The organism is Ochrobactrum soli (assembly GCF_003664555.1).
Lineage (GTDB): Bacteria > Pseudomonadota > Alphaproteobacteria > Rhizobiales > Rhizobiaceae > Brucella > Brucella teleogrylli.
Map to the genome: position 1 here is coordinate 35829 of NZ_RCHH01000005.1, position 17059 is coordinate 52887.

A 17059-nucleotide genomic window follows, 5' to 3' on the forward strand; every position below is an offset into this window, starting at 1 on the left:
GCATAACGGTGCTTGCATAAGGAAAAGGCCATTGAACGCTGCTTTAAAGAGCAGTTTCAGGGGCTTGAACAATATCGGGACGTGCGGGAAAAGAGGCCGGAAAGCCCTCCTCAACGTCCTTCAGGGGAACATAGAATGCATATCAGAAAAGCTGGCCTTGGCCTGTTTCTCGCAGCCTTTTCACTTGCTACGGCGTCGTCCAACGCTGAAGAAGTGAAGCGCGGCGGTACGGTCATTGTCCATATGAATACCGAGCAGGGCGTCCTCAACCCTGCGCTGCGCGCCTCGACCGGCGTTTACCAGATCACCGGTCGCATCATGGAGCCGCTGATCGACCGCACTTACGAGGGCTACGTGCCGGTTCTGGCAACGAGCTGGTCTTCATCGGAAGACGGCAAGGCCATCACCTTCAAGCTGCGCGAAAATGTGCGCTGGCACGACGGCCAGCCATTCACCTGCGATGACGTTTCGTTCAGCGCGATGAACCTCTGGAAGAAGCTGCTTAACTATTCGACCACGCTTCAGGCCAATCTCGAAGCTGTCGACTGCACCGATCCGCATACCGCCGTGTTCCGTTATTCCAAGCCGATGCCGCTGGAATTGCTGGTCGCCGCGATGCCGGATCTCGGTCATCCGGTGCCGAAGCATCTTTATGAAGGCACCGACATTCTGAAGAACAAGTACAATTCCGCGCCGGTCGGCACGGGTCCGTTCAAGTTTGTCGAATATGAGCGCGGCCAGCACATCATCGCCGAGCGCAATGATGATTACTGGCGCGGCAAGGAATATCCTTACCTCGACCGCATTATCTGGCGCTTCATGCCGGACAAGGCAGCGGCAGCGGCAGCGCTTGAGGCTGGCGAAATGATGGAAACCGCTTTCAACGGCATTTCCATGTCGGACACCGAGCGCCTCCAGAAGGATGGCCGCTTCGACACAGGCACCAAGGGTTTCGAAAACAACGTTGCCCACTCGACCATCGAGTTCAATCTGCGCAACCCGATCCTTGCCAATCTGAAGGTTCGTCAGGCGATCTATCACGCGCTCGACATCGACTTTGCAATCAAGACGATCATGCGCGGCTACGCCAAGCCGGGTCGCGGTCCGATCCCGAGCGCTGGCGGTGCAAATTATACCGATCAGGTCCAGACCTATCCATATGACGTGGAAAAGGCCAAGAAGCTGCTCGACGAGGCTGGGTATCCCGTCAAAGAAAACGGCGTCCGCTTCAAGCTGCGTCACCGTCCGGCACCATGGGGCGAATATACTCAGCTCTGGGCTGAATATTATGCGCAAGCCATGAAGGAAGTCGGCATCGACGTTGAAATCCTGACCAATGACGCACCGGGCTTCCTGAACGGCGTCTATCGCGATCACGATTTCGACACGGCAAGCGGCTGGCACCAGTTCCGTTCCGATCCGGCTGTTTCCACCACCGTCTGGCTGCGCTCCGGCGCTCCGGTCGGCACGGCATGGTCCAACCAGTTCGACTATAAGTCTGACGAAATGGACAGCCTGATCGACAAGGCCGCAAGCGAGCTCGACCCGGCCAAGCGCGCCGATCTCTATCACCAGATCCAGCAGCTTGAGATGAAAGACCTGCCAGTCATCTTCGCCATCGAACATCCGTTCGTCGGCGTGACCAACAAGGTTCTCAAAAACCACCACAACACGCCACGGTGGGATTCTTCAAGCTGGTACGATCTCTGGATCGACCAATAAGCAATGCCAACCGCTGCCGGTCACCCGGCAGCGGTTCACCAGTTTTAGAATGCTGACTATGAATATCTTGCAGGATAATCCGCAATGTCCCTGCCCCCAATCCTGACCTTTGCGCTGCGCCGCATCTTGCAGGCGGTTCCCGTCATCCTTCTCATCATGATCGGGGCGTTTCTGCTCATCAAGCTTGCGCCTGGCGACACGGTTGACGCGCTTGTCGGTGACATGGGCGGTGCAGACCCTCAATTCGTCGCCAATCTGCGCACGGAATACGGTCTGGACCAACCAGTCTGGGTGCAGCTGTGGATTTACATGACCAAGCTGGCTCGGTTCGATTTCGGCTGGTCCTATGTCTATGAACTGCCCGTGTTGGACGTGCTGATGGCGCGGCTCGTGCCGACGCTCCTGCTGATGATTTCTTCGCTTTCCGTAGCGTTCATTTTCGGCATCACGCTTGGTGCCTTTGCTGCGCGCAAGGCTTATTCGCTGACCGACAATGTCATCTCGACGCTCGGTCTTGTCTTCTACGCCATGCCGAGCTTCTTTCTCAGCCTCATCCTGATGTTTATCTTTTCCGTCAAGCTGGGCTGGCTGCCCGTCGGCGGTTACAAGACGCTTGGCGGTTTTTACACTGGCTGGAAGAATGTCTGGGATATTGCCGTACACCTCGTCATGCCGACGACGGCGCTTTCGCTGATCTATCTTGCCTTCTACATGCGCCTGATGCGCACGAGCGTGCTGGAAGTCGCCGACCTCGATTATGTCCGCACCGCCCGCGCCAAGGGCGCCAGCGGCGCAAGGCTGATGTTCCATCATATCATGCGCAACGCTTTCCTGCCGGTCGTAACGCTGCTCGGCCTTCAGTTTTCCACCGTGCTTGGCGGCTCGGTTGTGATCGAAACGATCTTCTCGCTGCCCGGCCTTGGCCAGCTCGCCTATACTTCCGTGATCAAGCGCGACCTCAACACGCTGATGGGTATAATCTTCCTGTGCTCGGTGTTGGTGGTGATCGTCAATTTCATTACCGATCTCATCTATGCGCGGCTTGATTCCAGGATCGAACTGTCATGACATCCCAGGACCTTTCCCTCACCCGCCCACAGGTCTCCCGCACGAAAGTTCTGTGGCAGCGCTTCAGCCGCAACCGCGCTGCCGTGCTGGGCCTTGTTCTTTTCATCGCCGTGGTTCTGATTGCCCTGTTGGCCGATGTCATTGCGCCCGGCGACCCGCTGCGCCGTGCGGGCGATCCGCTTGTCTGGCCATTCCTCAATGCGATAACGCCGCTTGGCACCGATCAGCTCGGGCGTGACATTATGGCTGGCATTTTCCACGGTGCACGCATCTCGTTGCTGATCGGCGTCGTCGCAACCTTGATCTCGATTGTCATCGGCATCGTTATCGGTGCGCTTGCAGGTTATTATGGCGGCTGGGTGGATGATGTGCTGATGCGCATCACCGAAGCCTTTCAAACCGTGCCGAGCTTCGTGCTGCTTCTGGCGCTGGTGGCAATCTTCGGCTCGTCCATCGAGAATATCATCATCTGCATAGGCATCGTCTCATGGACCGCGCCTGCACGCATGGTGCGCGCCGAATTTCTGGCGTTGCGCCAGCGCGAATTCATCGACGCGGCGCGCAATCTGGGTGTCGGCAATATGTCGATCATCTTCCGCGAAATACTGCCAAACGCTTTGCCGCCGGTGATCGTGTTCGCATCTGTCGTTATGGCCACCTCCATCCTGATGGAAAGCGCGCTCGCCTTCCTCGGTCTCGGTGATCCTAATTATGCCAGCTGGGGCAACATGATCGGCCAGGGCCGCGCCGTGCTCCGCACCGACTGGTTCTGCTCGGTCATTCCCGGCATCGCCATTCTGCTCACCGTTCTTTCCTTCAGTCTGCTTGGCGAAGGCCTGAACGATGCGCTTAATCCGAGGCAGAAGAAATAATGACCGCTGCACCCGTTCTCGAAATCAGCAACCTGCAAATCGCGCTGCCGAAGGGCGCCGACCGTCCTTTTGCCTTGCAGGACCTCACACTGACCATCAATCCCGGTGAAATCGTCTGCCTTGTTGGCGAAAGCGGTTCAGGCAAATCGCTTTCGGCAGGCGCGATCATGCGCCTTTTGCCGGAACCGCATGTGCGCGTGACGCATGGCACGATCAAGCTTGAAGGCACTGACCTTTATTCGCTCAGCGAAGCTGACATGAAAAAGCTGCGCGGCGACCGCATCGGCATGGTCTTTCAGGAGCCGATGACAGCGCTCAACCCGCAGAAGACAGTTGGCTGGCAGATCGATGAAGTGCTGCGCCTCCATACCATACTTGGCCGCAAGGAACGCCGTGCCGCCGTGCTGGACATGCTGGCAGAGGTGAAAATTCCCGATCCGGAATCCGCCTATAACGCCTATCCGCACCAGATATCCGGCGGGCAGCGCCAGCGCGTCATGATCGCCATGGCGCTGATCCTGAAGCCGCGCCTCATCATTGCCGACGAACCGACTACTGCGCTCGACGTGACCACGCAGGCGCAAATTCTGAAGCTGATCCGTGATCTGCAACGCGAGCATGACACGGGCATTCTCTTCATCACGCATGATTTTGGCGTGGTGGCAGAAATCGCCGACCGCGTCGCCGTGTTACGGCTCGGCGAACTGGTCGAACAAGGCCCTGCAAACGAAGTGTTGAACCATCCCCAGCATGCTTACACGAAAGCGCTGATCGCATCGGTTCCCGCACTCACCCCGCCCGAACCGAAGCCGTCAGTTGAAGCCCAACCGATTATTCTCAAGGCAAGCGCTTTACGCAAAACCTTCAAGGCGCGTGGCGGATTGCTAACCGGCAAACGCAGTGCCGTGCCCGCCGTAAAGGACCTTTCGTTCGAATTGCGCCAAGGCGAAACGCTGGGCGTCGTCGGCGAAAGCGGGTCGGGCAAGACGACCGTTTCGCGCATCGTCACGCGCCTGCTGGAAGCAGACAGCGGCACGGTCGATGTGAACGGCAAGGATTTTCTGAGCGCAAGCCCGCGTGAAGTGCGCGCCATGCGGAAGGATATCCAGATGGTCTTTCAGGACCCGATGGCCTCCCTCAATCCGCGCCGCCGTGTCGTGGACCTCATCGCACAAGGCCCTATCGTCCATGGTGTACCGAAGGCAGAGGCGCACGCAAAGGCCCGTGAGTTGCTGGAACTGGTCGAGCTTTCGCCCGCTGCTGCCGACCGTTTTCCGCACGAGTTTTCAGGCGGGCAGCGCCAGCGCATCGGCATTGCCCGTGCGCTCGCTTTGGAGCCGCGCATCATCGTCGCAGATGAACCTGTCTCTGCGCTCGATGTTTCGGTACAGGCGCAGGTTCTGCGGCTTCTGGCCGATCTGCGTGAAAGGCTGAACCTGTCGCTGCTTTTCGTAACGCATGATTTGCGCGTCGCAGCGCAGCTTTGCGACCGCATCATCGTGATGTCCAAGGGCGAGATCGCCGAAACCGGCCCGACGGCTGAAGTCTTCGCCAATCCGCGCCACGAATATACCCAGCGCCTGCTTGCCTCGATCCCCGGCAAGAACTGGACGCCACCTCGTTTTGAGAATGCGTGACGTCATGCAAAAAGTAGAATTCCCACCCTCCATCTGGGCCGCCACGGCACCTCCCCGCACAGCTGCAAAGCCGTTGACCAGTGACGCGGAAGCCGATGTTGTTATTGTCGGCGGCGGTTTTACGGGCCTGTCGGCAGCACTTCATCTGGCAAAGCGTGGTAAGCGCGTCATCCTGCTGGAAGGCAATGCGGTCGGCTGGGGTGCTTCGGGTCGCAACAATGGTCAGGTCATCCCGACCATGACGTCCGCCGAGCCGGATGCGATTGCCAAGCGCTATGGCGCTGCGGGCGAACGCTTTGCCCGCCTGATCGGCAATAGCGCTGATATTCTGTTTTCCATCGTGCGCGATGAAAATATCGAGGCTGAAGCCGAACAAAAAGGCTGGTTCCAGCCTGCCCATTCGCCGGGTCGGGTAAAGCTTTCGCAAATGCGTGTCGAGGCGTGGAAGCGGTTCGGCTTTCCGGCGGAGTTTCTTGACCGATCCGCGACATCGCAACTGATCGGCAGCGATTTCTGGTACGGCGGCATGTTCAACCCCACCGGCGGCCATATCAATCCGCTGGCCTTCGCGCGCGGTCTTACCGCTGCTGCGGAGCGCCATGGCGCAATCATTCACGAGCAAAGCCCGGTTACATCCTATCGGCAAGTCGGCGATCATTGGGAAGTGCGTACCGACAACGCCACAGTGCGCGCTAAAGGCTTTTTGCTCGCGACCAATGCTTATACCGGCGAGCTTCGCGAAAGGCTTGCCCCGCGTCTGGCCCGGACAATCGTGCCCGTACTCTCATGGCAGATGGCAACCGCACCCGTCAGCGATAATCTGCGCGCGTTAATTCTGCCCGGACGGCAGGCGGTTTCCGATACACGCGGTGACCTGCGCTTCTTCCGCTACGATGCGCGCAACCGGCTGATCACCGGCGGCATTGTGATGGGTGACTACGATGTCGCCGAGCGCGTAAAGCGCAAGACTGCGCGCGGCATGGCGGAAGCTTTTCCCGCCCTCGGGGAACCGGAAATCACCCATGTGTGGAGCGGCTTTATCGGCATGACGTGGGATCGTTTCCCACGCGTTCATCAGCTTGGCACCAATGGCTGGGCTTGGATCGGCTGCAACGGACGTGGCGTCGCGCTTGGCACATCACTTGGTCGCGAATTCGCGCGTGCGCTCGATGGAGAATCGGTGCAGGAGCTTGCGCTACCCGTTTCAGAGCCCGCGCCATTGCCTTTTCACAAAGTCGCGCGGAAAATCGCGCCTTTCTATCTCGCCTGGCTTCGGCGCAAGGATCTCACCGAACCCAATCTCTAAATCAGCTTATTCATGTGAAAGGTCAGGTCCATGAATCAAATGCCAATTCTCGAACGCCGCCGCATTGAGGCGATGGTCATCAAGAACATCTATGATGTGCTGCGCGAACGCTCCGGCGACGAAGAAGCCCAAGCCGTGGTGGGCGAAGCCGTCAGCCGTTCAGCAATTGAACAGGGCAAAAGCTTTGCCGAAGAACTGGGTCGCACGCCTACCTTGCAGGATTTTGCCGACATCCAGCCGCTGTGGACGAAGGAAAACGCGCTGGAAATCGACGTGATTTCGCAGGGCGAAAACCATTTCGATTTCAATGTCACGCGCTGCCGTTATTCGGAAATGTACCGCGAGATGGGCCTTGGCCATATCGGGCATCTGCTTTCCTGCAATCGCGATGGCGATTTTTGCATCGGCTATAATCCCGCAATGAAGCTGGAACGCACGCAGACCATCATGAAGGGCGCGAGCCACTGCGATTTTCGCTATCGCCTCGACGCCACCGAAGAAAATACGAAGGAAGCCTGATATGCCGGTTGAAAACTGGACGTCGAACCAGCTCGATGAACTCGTCGCATTTCGTCGTGACCTGCACGAAAACCCCGAGCTGCTTTACGATGTGAACCGGACGGCAGACAAGGTTGCCGATGCACTGCGCGCGGCTGGCGTCGATGAGGTCGCAACCGGCATCGGGCGCACTGGTGTTGTCGGCGTCATACGCGGTCAGAGCAACAAGTCTGGCCGTGCCATTGCCTTGCGAGCGGATATGGACGCGCTGCCGATTTTGGAAGAAACCGGCGCGGAATGGTCTTCGAAAGTGCCAGGCAAAATGCACGCCTGCGGTCATGACGGCCACACGACGATGCTTCTCGGTGCGGCCCGCGAACTGGCACAAAGTCGCGCTTTCGACGGCACGGTTATCGTGATCTTCCAGCCTGCCGAAGAAGGCGGTGCCGGTGCCAAGGCGATGATCGACGACGGCCTGTTCAAGCGCTGGCCGGTCAGCGAAGTTTATGGCATGCACAACCGCCCAAACCTTGCGGTTGGACATTTCACCATCAATTCCGGTCCGATCATGGGATCAGTCGACGTTCTCGACATCACCATTGAAGGTGTTGGCGGACATGCGGCCTCGCCGCATCAGACCATCGACCCAATCCCGGTGACAGCCGCTCTCATTCAGGCAATCCAGACCCTGACTGCGCGCACCATCGATCCGCTGGATTCTGCCGTGATTTCGATCACGACTATTCAGGGAGGCGATGCGTTCAACGTCATTCCGCAGAAAATCCGTTTGACCGGCACGGTTCGCACGCTTCGCGAGGACGTGCGTAATCACATCGAGGAAAAACTGACCCGTGCAGTGCAGGGCATTGCCGATGCTTTCGGAGCAACGGCAACGCTCGACTATCAGCGCAACTATCCCGTGACCGTCAATCACGAGCACGAAACCGAACTTGCAGCCATTGCTGCCGAAGCCGTCTCTGGCGCTGATCGTGTCACGCGCGACATGCCGGCCACACTTGGCGGCGAAGACTTCGCGTTCATGCTAAACGAAGTTCCGGGCGCGATGATCAATATCGGCAACGGCCCAAGCGCCAATCTCCATCACCCCAAATATGACTTCAACGACGATGTCATTGCCTGGGGTTGCTCTTATTGGACAACTTTGGTGCGTCACCGTTTGCCAGTTTGACGTCACAGAATACGGTGAGGCAGAATAATGCCTCACCGCACAGTTTTAAGCGGCACTTTTCTCAGGAAGCTGTGGCGAGATCGGAAAAAGCCAGTCATAAGCGATATTGAAAACAAAGGCATAAGCCAGATAGAAAAGCACGATCACCACGTCCATCATCAGCGCGACGATGATCGAAATGCCCAGATACCAGGCAATAAACGGTATCAGCAGCACAATCAGACCCGCTTCGAACAAGATGGCATGTGCAACGCGGATGGGCATAGTTTTATGCACCGTTCCCCTCAGTCGCAGCAAAGCCCGATCAAATCCAAGATTGAAAAGAAAATTCCAGATAGTCGCGGTAGTGGCGGATATGACGCCGATGACACCCATCGCATCCACCGGCTTATCAAAAATAATCGCCGAGCATGGAATGAAGATTGCCAGTCCAATAATTTCAAACATCGCCGCGTGGCGAACACGATCTGCAAAACTACGCACTTATTTATTCCTTGATATTGGTGTGCCCTTTCTATCTATTATTATGGATTTTAAAAGTTAGATACTATCTGGATTTGCGATAGATGAATGTCGAGCTGGACCAACTGGAAGCATTTGTTGCCGCCGCTGAACACGGATCGTTTTCGGCTGCGGCCCGCCATCTGCGCAAAGCGCAGTCAGCCGTCAGTGTGTTGATCTCCTCTCTGGAAGACGATCTTAACGTCAAACTTTTCAGCAGAGCGACACGCAGCCCGGCACTGACCGAAGCAGGCGCGAGGCTGTTGCCCGAAGCGCGTCTGATGCTGGATCGGCGTGAACATCTCATTTCAGTCGCACGAAACTTCGATGAGCATGTCGAGTCCCGCCTTGTGGTTGCTCTGGATGAACTCTATCCCGAACCGGCGGTCGCCGCCCTTTTCGCCGCGTTTGCGAAGCACTATCCCCATGTCGAACTCGAATTGCAGTTTCCGCATTCATCCGTGATCGCCGGGCTGCTTAAAAACGGCAAGGTTGATCTTGGCGTCATGTGGCGGCTGGATCAGATACAGCCCGAACTCGGGTTCAAGACCATTGGCTGGGTGCCGCTTGTGCTTGTCTGCGGTCGAAACCATCCCCTTGCGAGCAGCCCTGTGAATTGGGAAGACCTGCGGACGCACCGGCAGATCATGGTTCGCAAACGCAGTGACGAGGACGAAAAACACAGGCTTCGCGTGGCCGCCGAGGTCTGGTGGGTGGAAAGCCACTGGGTCATTCTGCAAATTCTGAAACAGAGCATCGGTTGGGCTTATATCCCGGAACATATATTGAGGGATTCACCATTGGCGGATGAACTTGTCATCCCAAAACTGCAATTCGACGGTGGCGCCCATCCCGTGGCGCTTGAACTGGTCTGGAACAAGCTCCGCCCGCACGGACCCGCTGCCAAATGGCTGAGACAGCAATTTGCCTCAAACAAGTTTTGATACGCTCAAACGCGCCGCACAAAAGCCGCGACGAGGCACTATTATTTTTTAACAGGAAACTGAAAATTGACGCCCGCAAATATCTGCCATTTCGGCGCGCCGTCGCCTTGATGCCAAACCGTATATTGCGGCTCGATAAACGCATTCATGGTGATGCCTTTATCAAGCTCGAAAACTTTACCGATACCAAAACCGACCGGAATATACCCTTCATTGTCCTCAAGATTGAAGTTCCATGTTGCTGTCGAGCGAAGATACCAGCCATCCTTCAGATTGTAATTGATGATCGGCTCGACGGTTGCCAAGCTTACCCTCTCTCGGTCGCCATGCCCTGCGAACGATGTTTGATAGGTCACCAGGCCGCCCAAAAGACCCCAACTTTGCGGCGCGACGATTACGCCCGACGCCCCGACCTGCCATTTTCCGCTGCCAAGTGCGTCATCCGTCGCGGTTGGGATAACCAATATCGGCCCCGCACCGAATGTGATGTCTCCATGCTTGGGGAGAATGAAAATGTCCATCAGCGTCAGATCACCCAATCCTGTCACATATCCGTCGGGAAACTCCGGCGCTGTGGCGATGGGTAGCGTATACCGTAACAATTGCGGCAAACCGGCTATCTCCGCTGGCACCAGTCCACGCAGGAGAAACTGATTGGATCGCCGACCGGATAATCCATATATTTCCGGCACATAATAGTTATGGAAGTTGACGGTAATCTTCGGTGTCAGGGGATTATTGGCGTCGTTTACCGACTGATGCTCTTGCGCTGCAACGCCATTCATCAAAACGAAGGACAACAGCAGTCCAAGACCTGTACGCGTGAAGATCGACATCTCAAGTTTCCCCATTTCATATCGAAAAAGGTATCTTAAACGCACGGAAAATGAAGTTTGTTACAGTAACAAACAGCACATTTTCTGTGTGTGTAGCGAACTACGTCTTGCTAGGATTCCATCAGAGCGGACATACGCACCAGATCGGCCAGCGATCCTGCCTGCATCTTCTGCATGACATGCGCACGACGCACCTTCACGGTGATTTCCTTCACCTCGAGTTGAGCGGCTATCTGCTTATTCAATAGACCTTGCACGACGAGCGCGAACACATCACGTTCGCCCGCTGTCAGGCTCATCCAACGGTCGTGAATCTCAGAACGCGCTTGTTCGTCCTGCAAACGTTTCTTATCGCCGTCGATGGCCCGATAGACAGCGTCCAACAGATCATGATCACGAAATGGTTTCGGCAGAAAATCAACAGCCCCGTTTCTGATGGCATTGACGCCCATGGTGATATCGCCGTGACCGGTAATGAAGATAACCGGAATACGAATACCGAGGCCTGTCATCTGGGCGAAAAAATCCGTACCTGTCTGCTCCGGCATTCGCACATCAAGTATCATGCAGGACGGGCCGGACTGGCGTTCGAAATCAAGGAAACTCCGCACAGATTCAAAGCTGATCACCTTCATATCGATGGAAGCAAATAAATCTTCCAAGGCGCGCCGAACCGAGAGATCGTCATCGATAATGTAAACGACCGCTGCGTTCTCGTGTGTAGCCGTCATTGCTCGCCCATCCTGACCGCTGGCACTTCCAGCAGAAACGTCACGCCATTCGACCCGGCACCCAATGCACCTTGGGCATCGGTCCAGATACGACCACCATTGGCCTCTATGATAGTGCGGCTGATCGTCAGCCCCAACCCGAAGCCGCCGTCTTTCGTGGTCCAGAACGCATCGAAAAGGCGTTCTCGCGTTGCATTCGTGAGACCTGATCCCGTATCAGCTATCGAAAACCGCAAGCCGGCATTTACGCCGAACTGGGATTTTATCAGGAGAAACCGATCGTCCCTATCCGTCCCCGCCATTGCTTCAATGGCATTGAGGATCAGGTTGCCGATGACCTGCTGTATTTGCACCCGATCTGCCCAAGCGGACGGTAGATCGTTCGCCAAGTCAAGTTGAAGGCGTATCCCATTCCGGTGAAGCTCTGCTGCGGCCAGATCGGCCATTTCACGGATGGCCATGTTGAAATCAAAGCGCCCGATCTTTGGCTTTTCGCCTTTGGACAAGCGGCGAACACGATCAAGGATTTCACTCGCACGATGAGAATCCGCAGATATCCGCTCAAACGTTGATAGAGCACGCGCCACGTTTGGCGGAGTTTGTGACAGCCAACGGTGGCCGGCGCCCGCACTGGTTTCGATTGCAACCAGTGGCTGGCTGACTTCATGGGTAATGGAGCCGGTCAGCTGACCAAGGGTGGTCAGTCGTGCAAGTCGCAACAAGCGTTCCCGCGTCTCGTGGGCTTCTGCTTCCGCATCGACCAGTTTCAGGCCCAGATATGCTGTGCACGCGATGGCCACAATGCTGATCAATGTGTTGATGAAACCAACATTATAAGAGCCCGAGCGCGTCAGGCCGAAGCTTACAACAGTCAAGACGATGCAGCCAGCGGCGACACCAATCACTGTGCGGTGCGAGAACAATCTGGCCGAAACCAGCACGATAGCTGTATAGAAAACAGCGGCGGCTATCGCGTAATCGGTGACTGTGTCGAATACGAAAATGGCGGCGCAGAAAATCGCTAGTACCAGAGATGCCGCAATGTCCTGCGGAGACATGCGGTGAAGGCCTTTCATTCGCATCTAGCGCTCCTCTCTGGTGTTAAGTTTGAAGCTTCATTTGAACCTTATAGCTCCAATCCTTTGGTTTGATCTACCATGATACTTCGCAAGATCCGGCATGCGTTCAAGCCACACAGTCGTTTCTATGAAAAAGTGACCAGCAGCATAGCTGCTGGCCACTTCCTTCGATGTGACGCTGCGAGGCACCGACAGCGTCACATCAGAACCACTGACCAAAGCGACGAATGTAGAAACTCTTCATGCCTTGGGCGACAACACAGTAGGCGAACAGCGTTGCGAGCAGCCATGGGAAATAAGCCCAGGGTAGCGGTTGCAAGCCGACCATAGTTCCAAGCGGCGAGAATGGAATGTAGATGCCAAGCGTCATGATCAAACCGGTCATCAGCATCACGGGCAAAGCGGCAGTGCTTTGGATGAACGGTATTTTCTGCGTGCGCAGCATATGCACCACAAGCGTCTGCGACAGCAGGCCCTCAATGAACCAGCCCGACTGGAACAGTGACTGCATGTCCGGCGTGTTCGCCGCAAAGACATACCACATCAACGCGAAAGTCGTGATGTCGAAGATCGATGACGTCGGCCCTACCCAAATCATGAAACGACCGATGTTCCGGGCGTCCCATTTCCGGGGTTTTGCCAGAAACTCTTTGTCCATGCGATCCCATGGCAGGGAAAGCTGGGAAATGTCGTACATCAGATTCTGGATCAGCAAATGAATTGCCAGCATCGGCAAGAACGGTATGAAAGCGCTCGCCACAAGGACCGAAAACACATTGCCGAAATTCGAGCTGGCGGTCATATTCAGATATTTGATGATATTACCAAAGGTTTCACGACCTTTGATAACACCCTCTTCCAGCACCATCAGACTCTTTTCGAGAAGGATAATATCGGCAGATTCCTTCGCAATATCAGTGCCACTATCAACCGAAATACCCACATCCGCATCGCGCAATGCTGGGGCATCGTTGATACCATCGCCAAGAAACCCAACCGTATGACCATTTGCCTGCAACGCTTTGAGAACCCGTGATTTTTGCAATGGCGTGAGCTTTGCAAAAACTGTGGCTTCCTCAACCGTCGCGCGCAATTTTTCGTCGTTCATCTTCTCGATTTCTCGACCAAGAATTGGCGTGCCCGGCTCCAGTCCAACTTCACGGCAGATCTTTGTGGTGACGACATCATTGTCCCCAGTGAGTACTTTGACGGCAACGCCATGCTCGGCCAAGGCGGCAATTGCGGGACGTGCAGTTTCCTTTGGCGGATCGAGGAAGGTCAGGAAGCCTTGCACCACCAGCTCTTTCTCATCCGGGATATCATAGCGCGCCACGGTGGAAGACGGATCGATCTCTCGTGTGGCGACCACCAGCACACGGAAACCATCACGATTGTAATCGCGTGCCAGTTCGACAAGCGCTTTACGGCGCGCATCATCCAGCGGCTTGATTTCATCGCCGTCGCGAATTGAGGTTGAGATCGCCAGCATTTCTTCCACTGCGCCTTTACAGACCAGCAGATGCTCGCCACCAAAACCTTCAACCACAACCGACAAGCGGCGACGAACGAAATCGAACGGCAGTTCATCCACTTTTTTGTAGAACCGAGCTGAAGCAGTGCTTGAGGGGCTGTCTTCGGCAAAGCGAATAACGGCCTGATCCATAAGGTTCTTCACGCCGCTCTGATGGTAGCTGTTGAGCCATGCCAACCGCAATACACTTGGATCACATTGGCCGTTAACATCAAGATGGTGTTCGAGGATGATCTTGTCTTGAGTCAATGTGCCGGTCTTGTCTGTACAAAGCACATCCATCGCCCCGAAATTCTGGATGGCATTCAGACGCTTCACCACGACTTTGCGGCGCGCCATTGTGACAGCACCTTTGGCAAGGTTCGAGGAAACGATCATCGGTAACATTTCGGGTGTAAGACCAACCGCCACAGCGAGCGCAAACATGAAGGCGTCAGGCCAGTCCCCTTTGGTAAAGCCGTTGATCAGCAGGACCACCGGCACCATTACCAGCATGAAGCGGATCAGAAGCCAGCTCACGCTGTTAACACCCCGATCAAAGGCCGTTTCTGCGCGCGAACCCACGACCGCCTTCGCAAGCGAACCAAAGTAAGTGCGTGCGCCGGTTGCGACCACAACAGCAGTCGCTGAGCCGCTGACGACATTTGTGCCCATGAAGCAGACAGTCGGCAGATCAAGCATGTCCATCTGATCACCGACGGTTGCTTTAGTCTCGGCAGACTTTTGAGCAACAGCGCCAAGCGTGTCATATTTTTCAACCGGTAGAGCTTCACCCGTCAGGGCCGCCTGACTGACGAACAGATCACGCGATTCAAGCAGTCGCACGTCGGCAGGGATCATATCGCCAGCTGAAAGCTTGACGATATCGCCTGCGACGAGTTCGGCCATGGGAACTTCGACCAGTTTTGCTTCCACACCTTGTGCGTTTCCGCTTCCCTGACGGCGCAACACTGTTGCAGTTGTGCGCACCATGGCCTTAAGCGCTTCCGCAGCTTTGCCGGAGCGGAATTCCTGCCAGAAACGCAGCAATGCGCTGAGGAACACCATCGTCAAGATAATCGTCACGCCGGTATATTCCGGGTCTTCGCCGTTGCGCAGCGGAAGAATGATATCCGTAACGGACGATATAGCCGCAAGCGTTACCAACACGGCGATAAACGGGTTTTTGAAGGCGAGCAGAAACTGTACCAACGCGTGCGGACGCTTTTCATGTGCTACATGATTGGGTCCGTCCTTGATCAGGCGGTGTTTCGCTTCAGTCTCAGTCAGGCCGTTGATGGTCGTCCTGAAATTTGCGAGCGTCGTATCAACGCTGTTTTGTGCCTCGCGCACCGCACGCATTGACAGTTTCCTGTCGTCCTTGCGGGCAGCGGCAGATACGGGCTGTTTCAATATGGCATTCATGTCATTATCCTCATGCCGCCACGTCCGGCACGAGCGCTGACATGCCCCCCTTAAGGGATATGCCAACCCATGCCGCACCGTCGAAGCGACGTCCGGTTTGTTTTCCTGTCGAGATTGTGAAAAGCCTGCCCGATTAGCGCTACCGGGGATAAACGAGCGGACCTACTGGGGTCATCGTCCATGGTCTAATTTCACTGTTTGAATGATTTCGCTTATCAATGCACCCAGGTTGACGTTCGGTTCTGCTGCCCGGCAGCAAGCAACAGGCCGAAACGTTCCAACACCGGCAACGACCTATAGTGTGCAATCTCTTCGCGGTCTGTTGTCCAGCGACATTCCACGCGTCCGTTTTCAGGATTGACGTACCAGATCGTTGTCAGTTGGGGAGCCTTCCGGATGGCTCCGTCACGGTTCACATCGGCTTCAAACACGTGGCTATAAGTGGTTATGCTGCTGCGAGCGGTTTTGCGGCTAATGGAATGCATAGGCACACCAAAGCGCGCGCCAAAATTTGCGATTGCGGCTGCAATATTCATCTCTTACCTCATGACGCGCCACTGCGAGCGTCCGGGCAAGAGCATGAGATTAGCTCTCGTCGAACAACCCCAGTGGCGACAGCTTTCGACTACTGTCGCTTGGCATTGTGTTTTCCTGTGTTAAGGAGCTTGTTGCTCCGACGGCATCTCTTTACCAGATGCGCCTTTCGCGAGCTACGAAAATGCATGGTTTTTGCAAGGTGCATTATGGTACACGGCATATACCAAGGTATACGCCGTGTGATGCTTGGGCAGTCTGCATGCACCGCAGCCGCTGGCGTAGCTCAATTACGATGCTTTTCCAAACCGATCCGCCGATTGATCCAATCGGGCTTGATGGTGGCTTTGGACAGTTCAAGATCGGCAAATAGCTTCTCCTGTACCAACTCAGGCATTTTGCTTGAACGCGGCGATCCCGACGCTCGGCTGACATGCATCAAAACCTGCTCGCAGAAGGCCGTTTCCTCCCCGTCTCCATTCAGCATCCGCATAAAAACATGCATACGCTTGTGATCGACATTCAAGACAGACAGCTCCACGTTCAATGTTTCATCGACGTGGCATTCTTTCAAATATCCGATACGGCTATCAAGGGTATAGAGCGTGGCATTATTTGCCTCACGATAGGCGGCATCAATGCCAATTCGGTCCATATAGGCAGTGGCGGCATCCGAAAAGACGATACCATAGGCATAGTCCCCCATATGGCCGTTATAGTCTATCCAGCTCGGCGAAACGCTTGTGCGATAAATGGGTAAGGTTTCACTCATGCTCATTTCCTCCGCTCCAGCCAGGCATAGAACTCTCCGACGATACCTTTACGGAAGAGGATGACGCATGCCATGAAGATGATGCCGGTGACGATTGTGACGGGGAAGTCGGACGTTGCGAGATAGTTCTGCAAGGCGACGACGAAGGCTGCACCGACGATGGGCCCGATCAGCGTGCCGATCCCGCCAAGCAGCGTCATCAGGATCACTTCACCCGACATCTGCCATCCGACATCGGTCAGCGTTGCAAACTGGAAGACGAGCGCCTTCAGACCGCCTGCCAGACCGGCAAGGCCCGCCGACATCACGAAAGCGGCCAGCTTGTAGCGATTGACGGAGTAGCCGAGCGATATGGCGCGGTTTTCATTCTCGCGCACCGATTTCAGGATCATGCCGAAGGGCGAGTTGATGATGCGCCAGATGGCAAACACGCCG

The 17059-nt window shown here is 55.7% G+C and carries 16 protein-coding genes; 8 read left to right on the forward strand and 8 right to left on the reverse strand.

Annotation, left to right across the window (positions count from 1 at the left end; all coding sequences use genetic code 11):
- Positions 1-135: 135 nt before the first annotated feature.
- The 7 genes from D8666_RS11585 to D8666_RS11615 all read left to right on the forward strand — a co-directional run bounded on the left by D8666_RS11585 (position 136) and on the right by D8666_RS11615 (position 8292).
- Positions 136-1722, forward strand: coding sequence for an ABC transporter substrate-binding protein (locus D8666_RS11585; protein WP_109365940.1), 1587 nt, complete (start codon positions 136-138; stop codon positions 1720-1722).
- Positions 1723-1806: 84 nt separating this feature from the next.
- Positions 1807-2790: an ABC transporter permease gene (locus D8666_RS11590; protein ID WP_109365939.1), complete on the forward strand. Its 984-nt coding sequence runs from the start codon at positions 1807-1809 to the stop codon at positions 2788-2790.
- Complete coding sequence (locus tag D8666_RS11595; protein WP_121538047.1) at positions 2787-3662, forward strand: ABC transporter permease; 876 nt, start codon at positions 2787-2789, stop codon at positions 3660-3662. The genes D8666_RS11590 and D8666_RS11595 overlap by 4 nt, the downstream gene beginning before the upstream one ends.
- Complete coding sequence (locus D8666_RS11600; protein WP_121538049.1) at positions 3662-5299, forward strand: ABC transporter ATP-binding protein; 1638 nt, start codon at positions 3662-3664, stop codon at positions 5297-5299. The genes D8666_RS11595 and D8666_RS11600 overlap by 1 nt, the downstream gene beginning before the upstream one ends.
- Positions 5300-5303: 4 nt before the next feature.
- Positions 5304-6605, forward strand: a complete 1302-nt coding sequence (locus D8666_RS11605) for an NAD(P)/FAD-dependent oxidoreductase (protein ID WP_121538081.1) — start codon at positions 5304-5306, stop codon at positions 6603-6605.
- Between the two features lie 30 nt (positions 6606-6635).
- A complete protein-coding gene (locus tag D8666_RS11610; protein WP_121538051.1) occupies positions 6636-7124 on the forward strand; it encodes an L-2-amino-thiazoline-4-carboxylic acid hydrolase in 489 nt (162 codons plus the stop codon).
- A 1-nt stretch (position 7125) separates the two neighbouring features.
- A complete protein-coding gene (locus D8666_RS11615; RefSeq protein WP_121538053.1) occupies positions 7126-8292 on the forward strand; it encodes a M20 aminoacylase family protein in 1167 nt (388 codons plus the stop codon).
- A gap of 45 nt (positions 8293-8337) precedes the next feature.
- On the opposite strand, the gene D8666_RS11620 is transcribed toward D8666_RS11615, so the two are convergent.
- A complete protein-coding gene (locus tag D8666_RS11620) occupies positions 8338-8775 on the reverse strand; it encodes a PACE efflux transporter (RefSeq protein WP_121538055.1) in 438 nt (145 codons plus the stop codon).
- Between the two features lie 83 nt (positions 8776-8858).
- On the opposite strand from D8666_RS11620, the gene D8666_RS11625 reads away from it, so the two are divergent.
- Positions 8859-9737, forward strand: a complete 879-nt coding sequence (locus tag D8666_RS11625) for a LysR family transcriptional regulator (protein WP_121538057.1) — start codon at positions 8859-8861, stop codon at positions 9735-9737.
- A 41-nt stretch (positions 9738-9778) separates the two neighbouring features.
- Here D8666_RS11625 and D8666_RS11630 read toward each other — a convergent pair whose 3' ends face one another.
- From D8666_RS11630 to D8666_RS11660, 7 genes are all read right to left on the reverse strand, one after another.
- Positions 9779-10573: a hypothetical protein gene (locus D8666_RS11630; RefSeq protein ID WP_121538059.1), complete on the reverse strand. Its 795-nt coding sequence runs from the start codon at positions 10571-10573 to the stop codon at positions 9779-9781.
- A gap of 110 nt (positions 10574-10683) precedes the next feature.
- The gene (locus D8666_RS11635; protein ID WP_121538061.1) at positions 10684-11304 is read right to left on the reverse strand and encodes a response regulator transcription factor; all 621 of its coding nucleotides are present in this window, start codon (positions 11302-11304) and stop codon (positions 10684-10686) included.
- Positions 11301-12386 carry a sensor histidine kinase gene (locus D8666_RS11640; RefSeq protein ID WP_121538063.1) on the reverse strand — a complete coding sequence of 362 codons (1086 nt, stop codon included), beginning with the start codon at positions 12384-12386 and terminating at the stop codon, positions 11301-11303. The genes D8666_RS11635 and D8666_RS11640 overlap by 4 nt, the downstream gene beginning before the upstream one ends.
- 199 nt (positions 12387-12585) lie before the next feature.
- Positions 12586-15318: a magnesium-translocating P-type ATPase gene (gene mgtA / locus D8666_RS11645; protein WP_121538065.1), complete on the reverse strand. Its 2733-nt coding sequence runs from the start codon at positions 15316-15318 to the stop codon at positions 12586-12588.
- 215 nt (positions 15319-15533) lie between these two features.
- Positions 15534-15854 (reverse strand): hypothetical protein, encoded by a 321-nt coding sequence (locus D8666_RS11650; protein WP_121538067.1) that lies wholly within the window; start codon positions 15852-15854, stop codon positions 15534-15536.
- A gap of 284 nt (positions 15855-16138) precedes the next feature.
- Entirely contained in the window at positions 16139-16624 is a 486-nt protein-coding gene (locus D8666_RS11655; protein ID WP_167836070.1) for a thioesterase family protein, read from the reverse strand.
- 2 nt (positions 16625-16626) lie between these two features.
- A partial coding sequence (locus D8666_RS11660; RefSeq protein WP_147437997.1) for a branched-chain amino acid ABC transporter permease occupies positions 16627-17059 on the reverse strand: 433 nt, incomplete at its 5' end.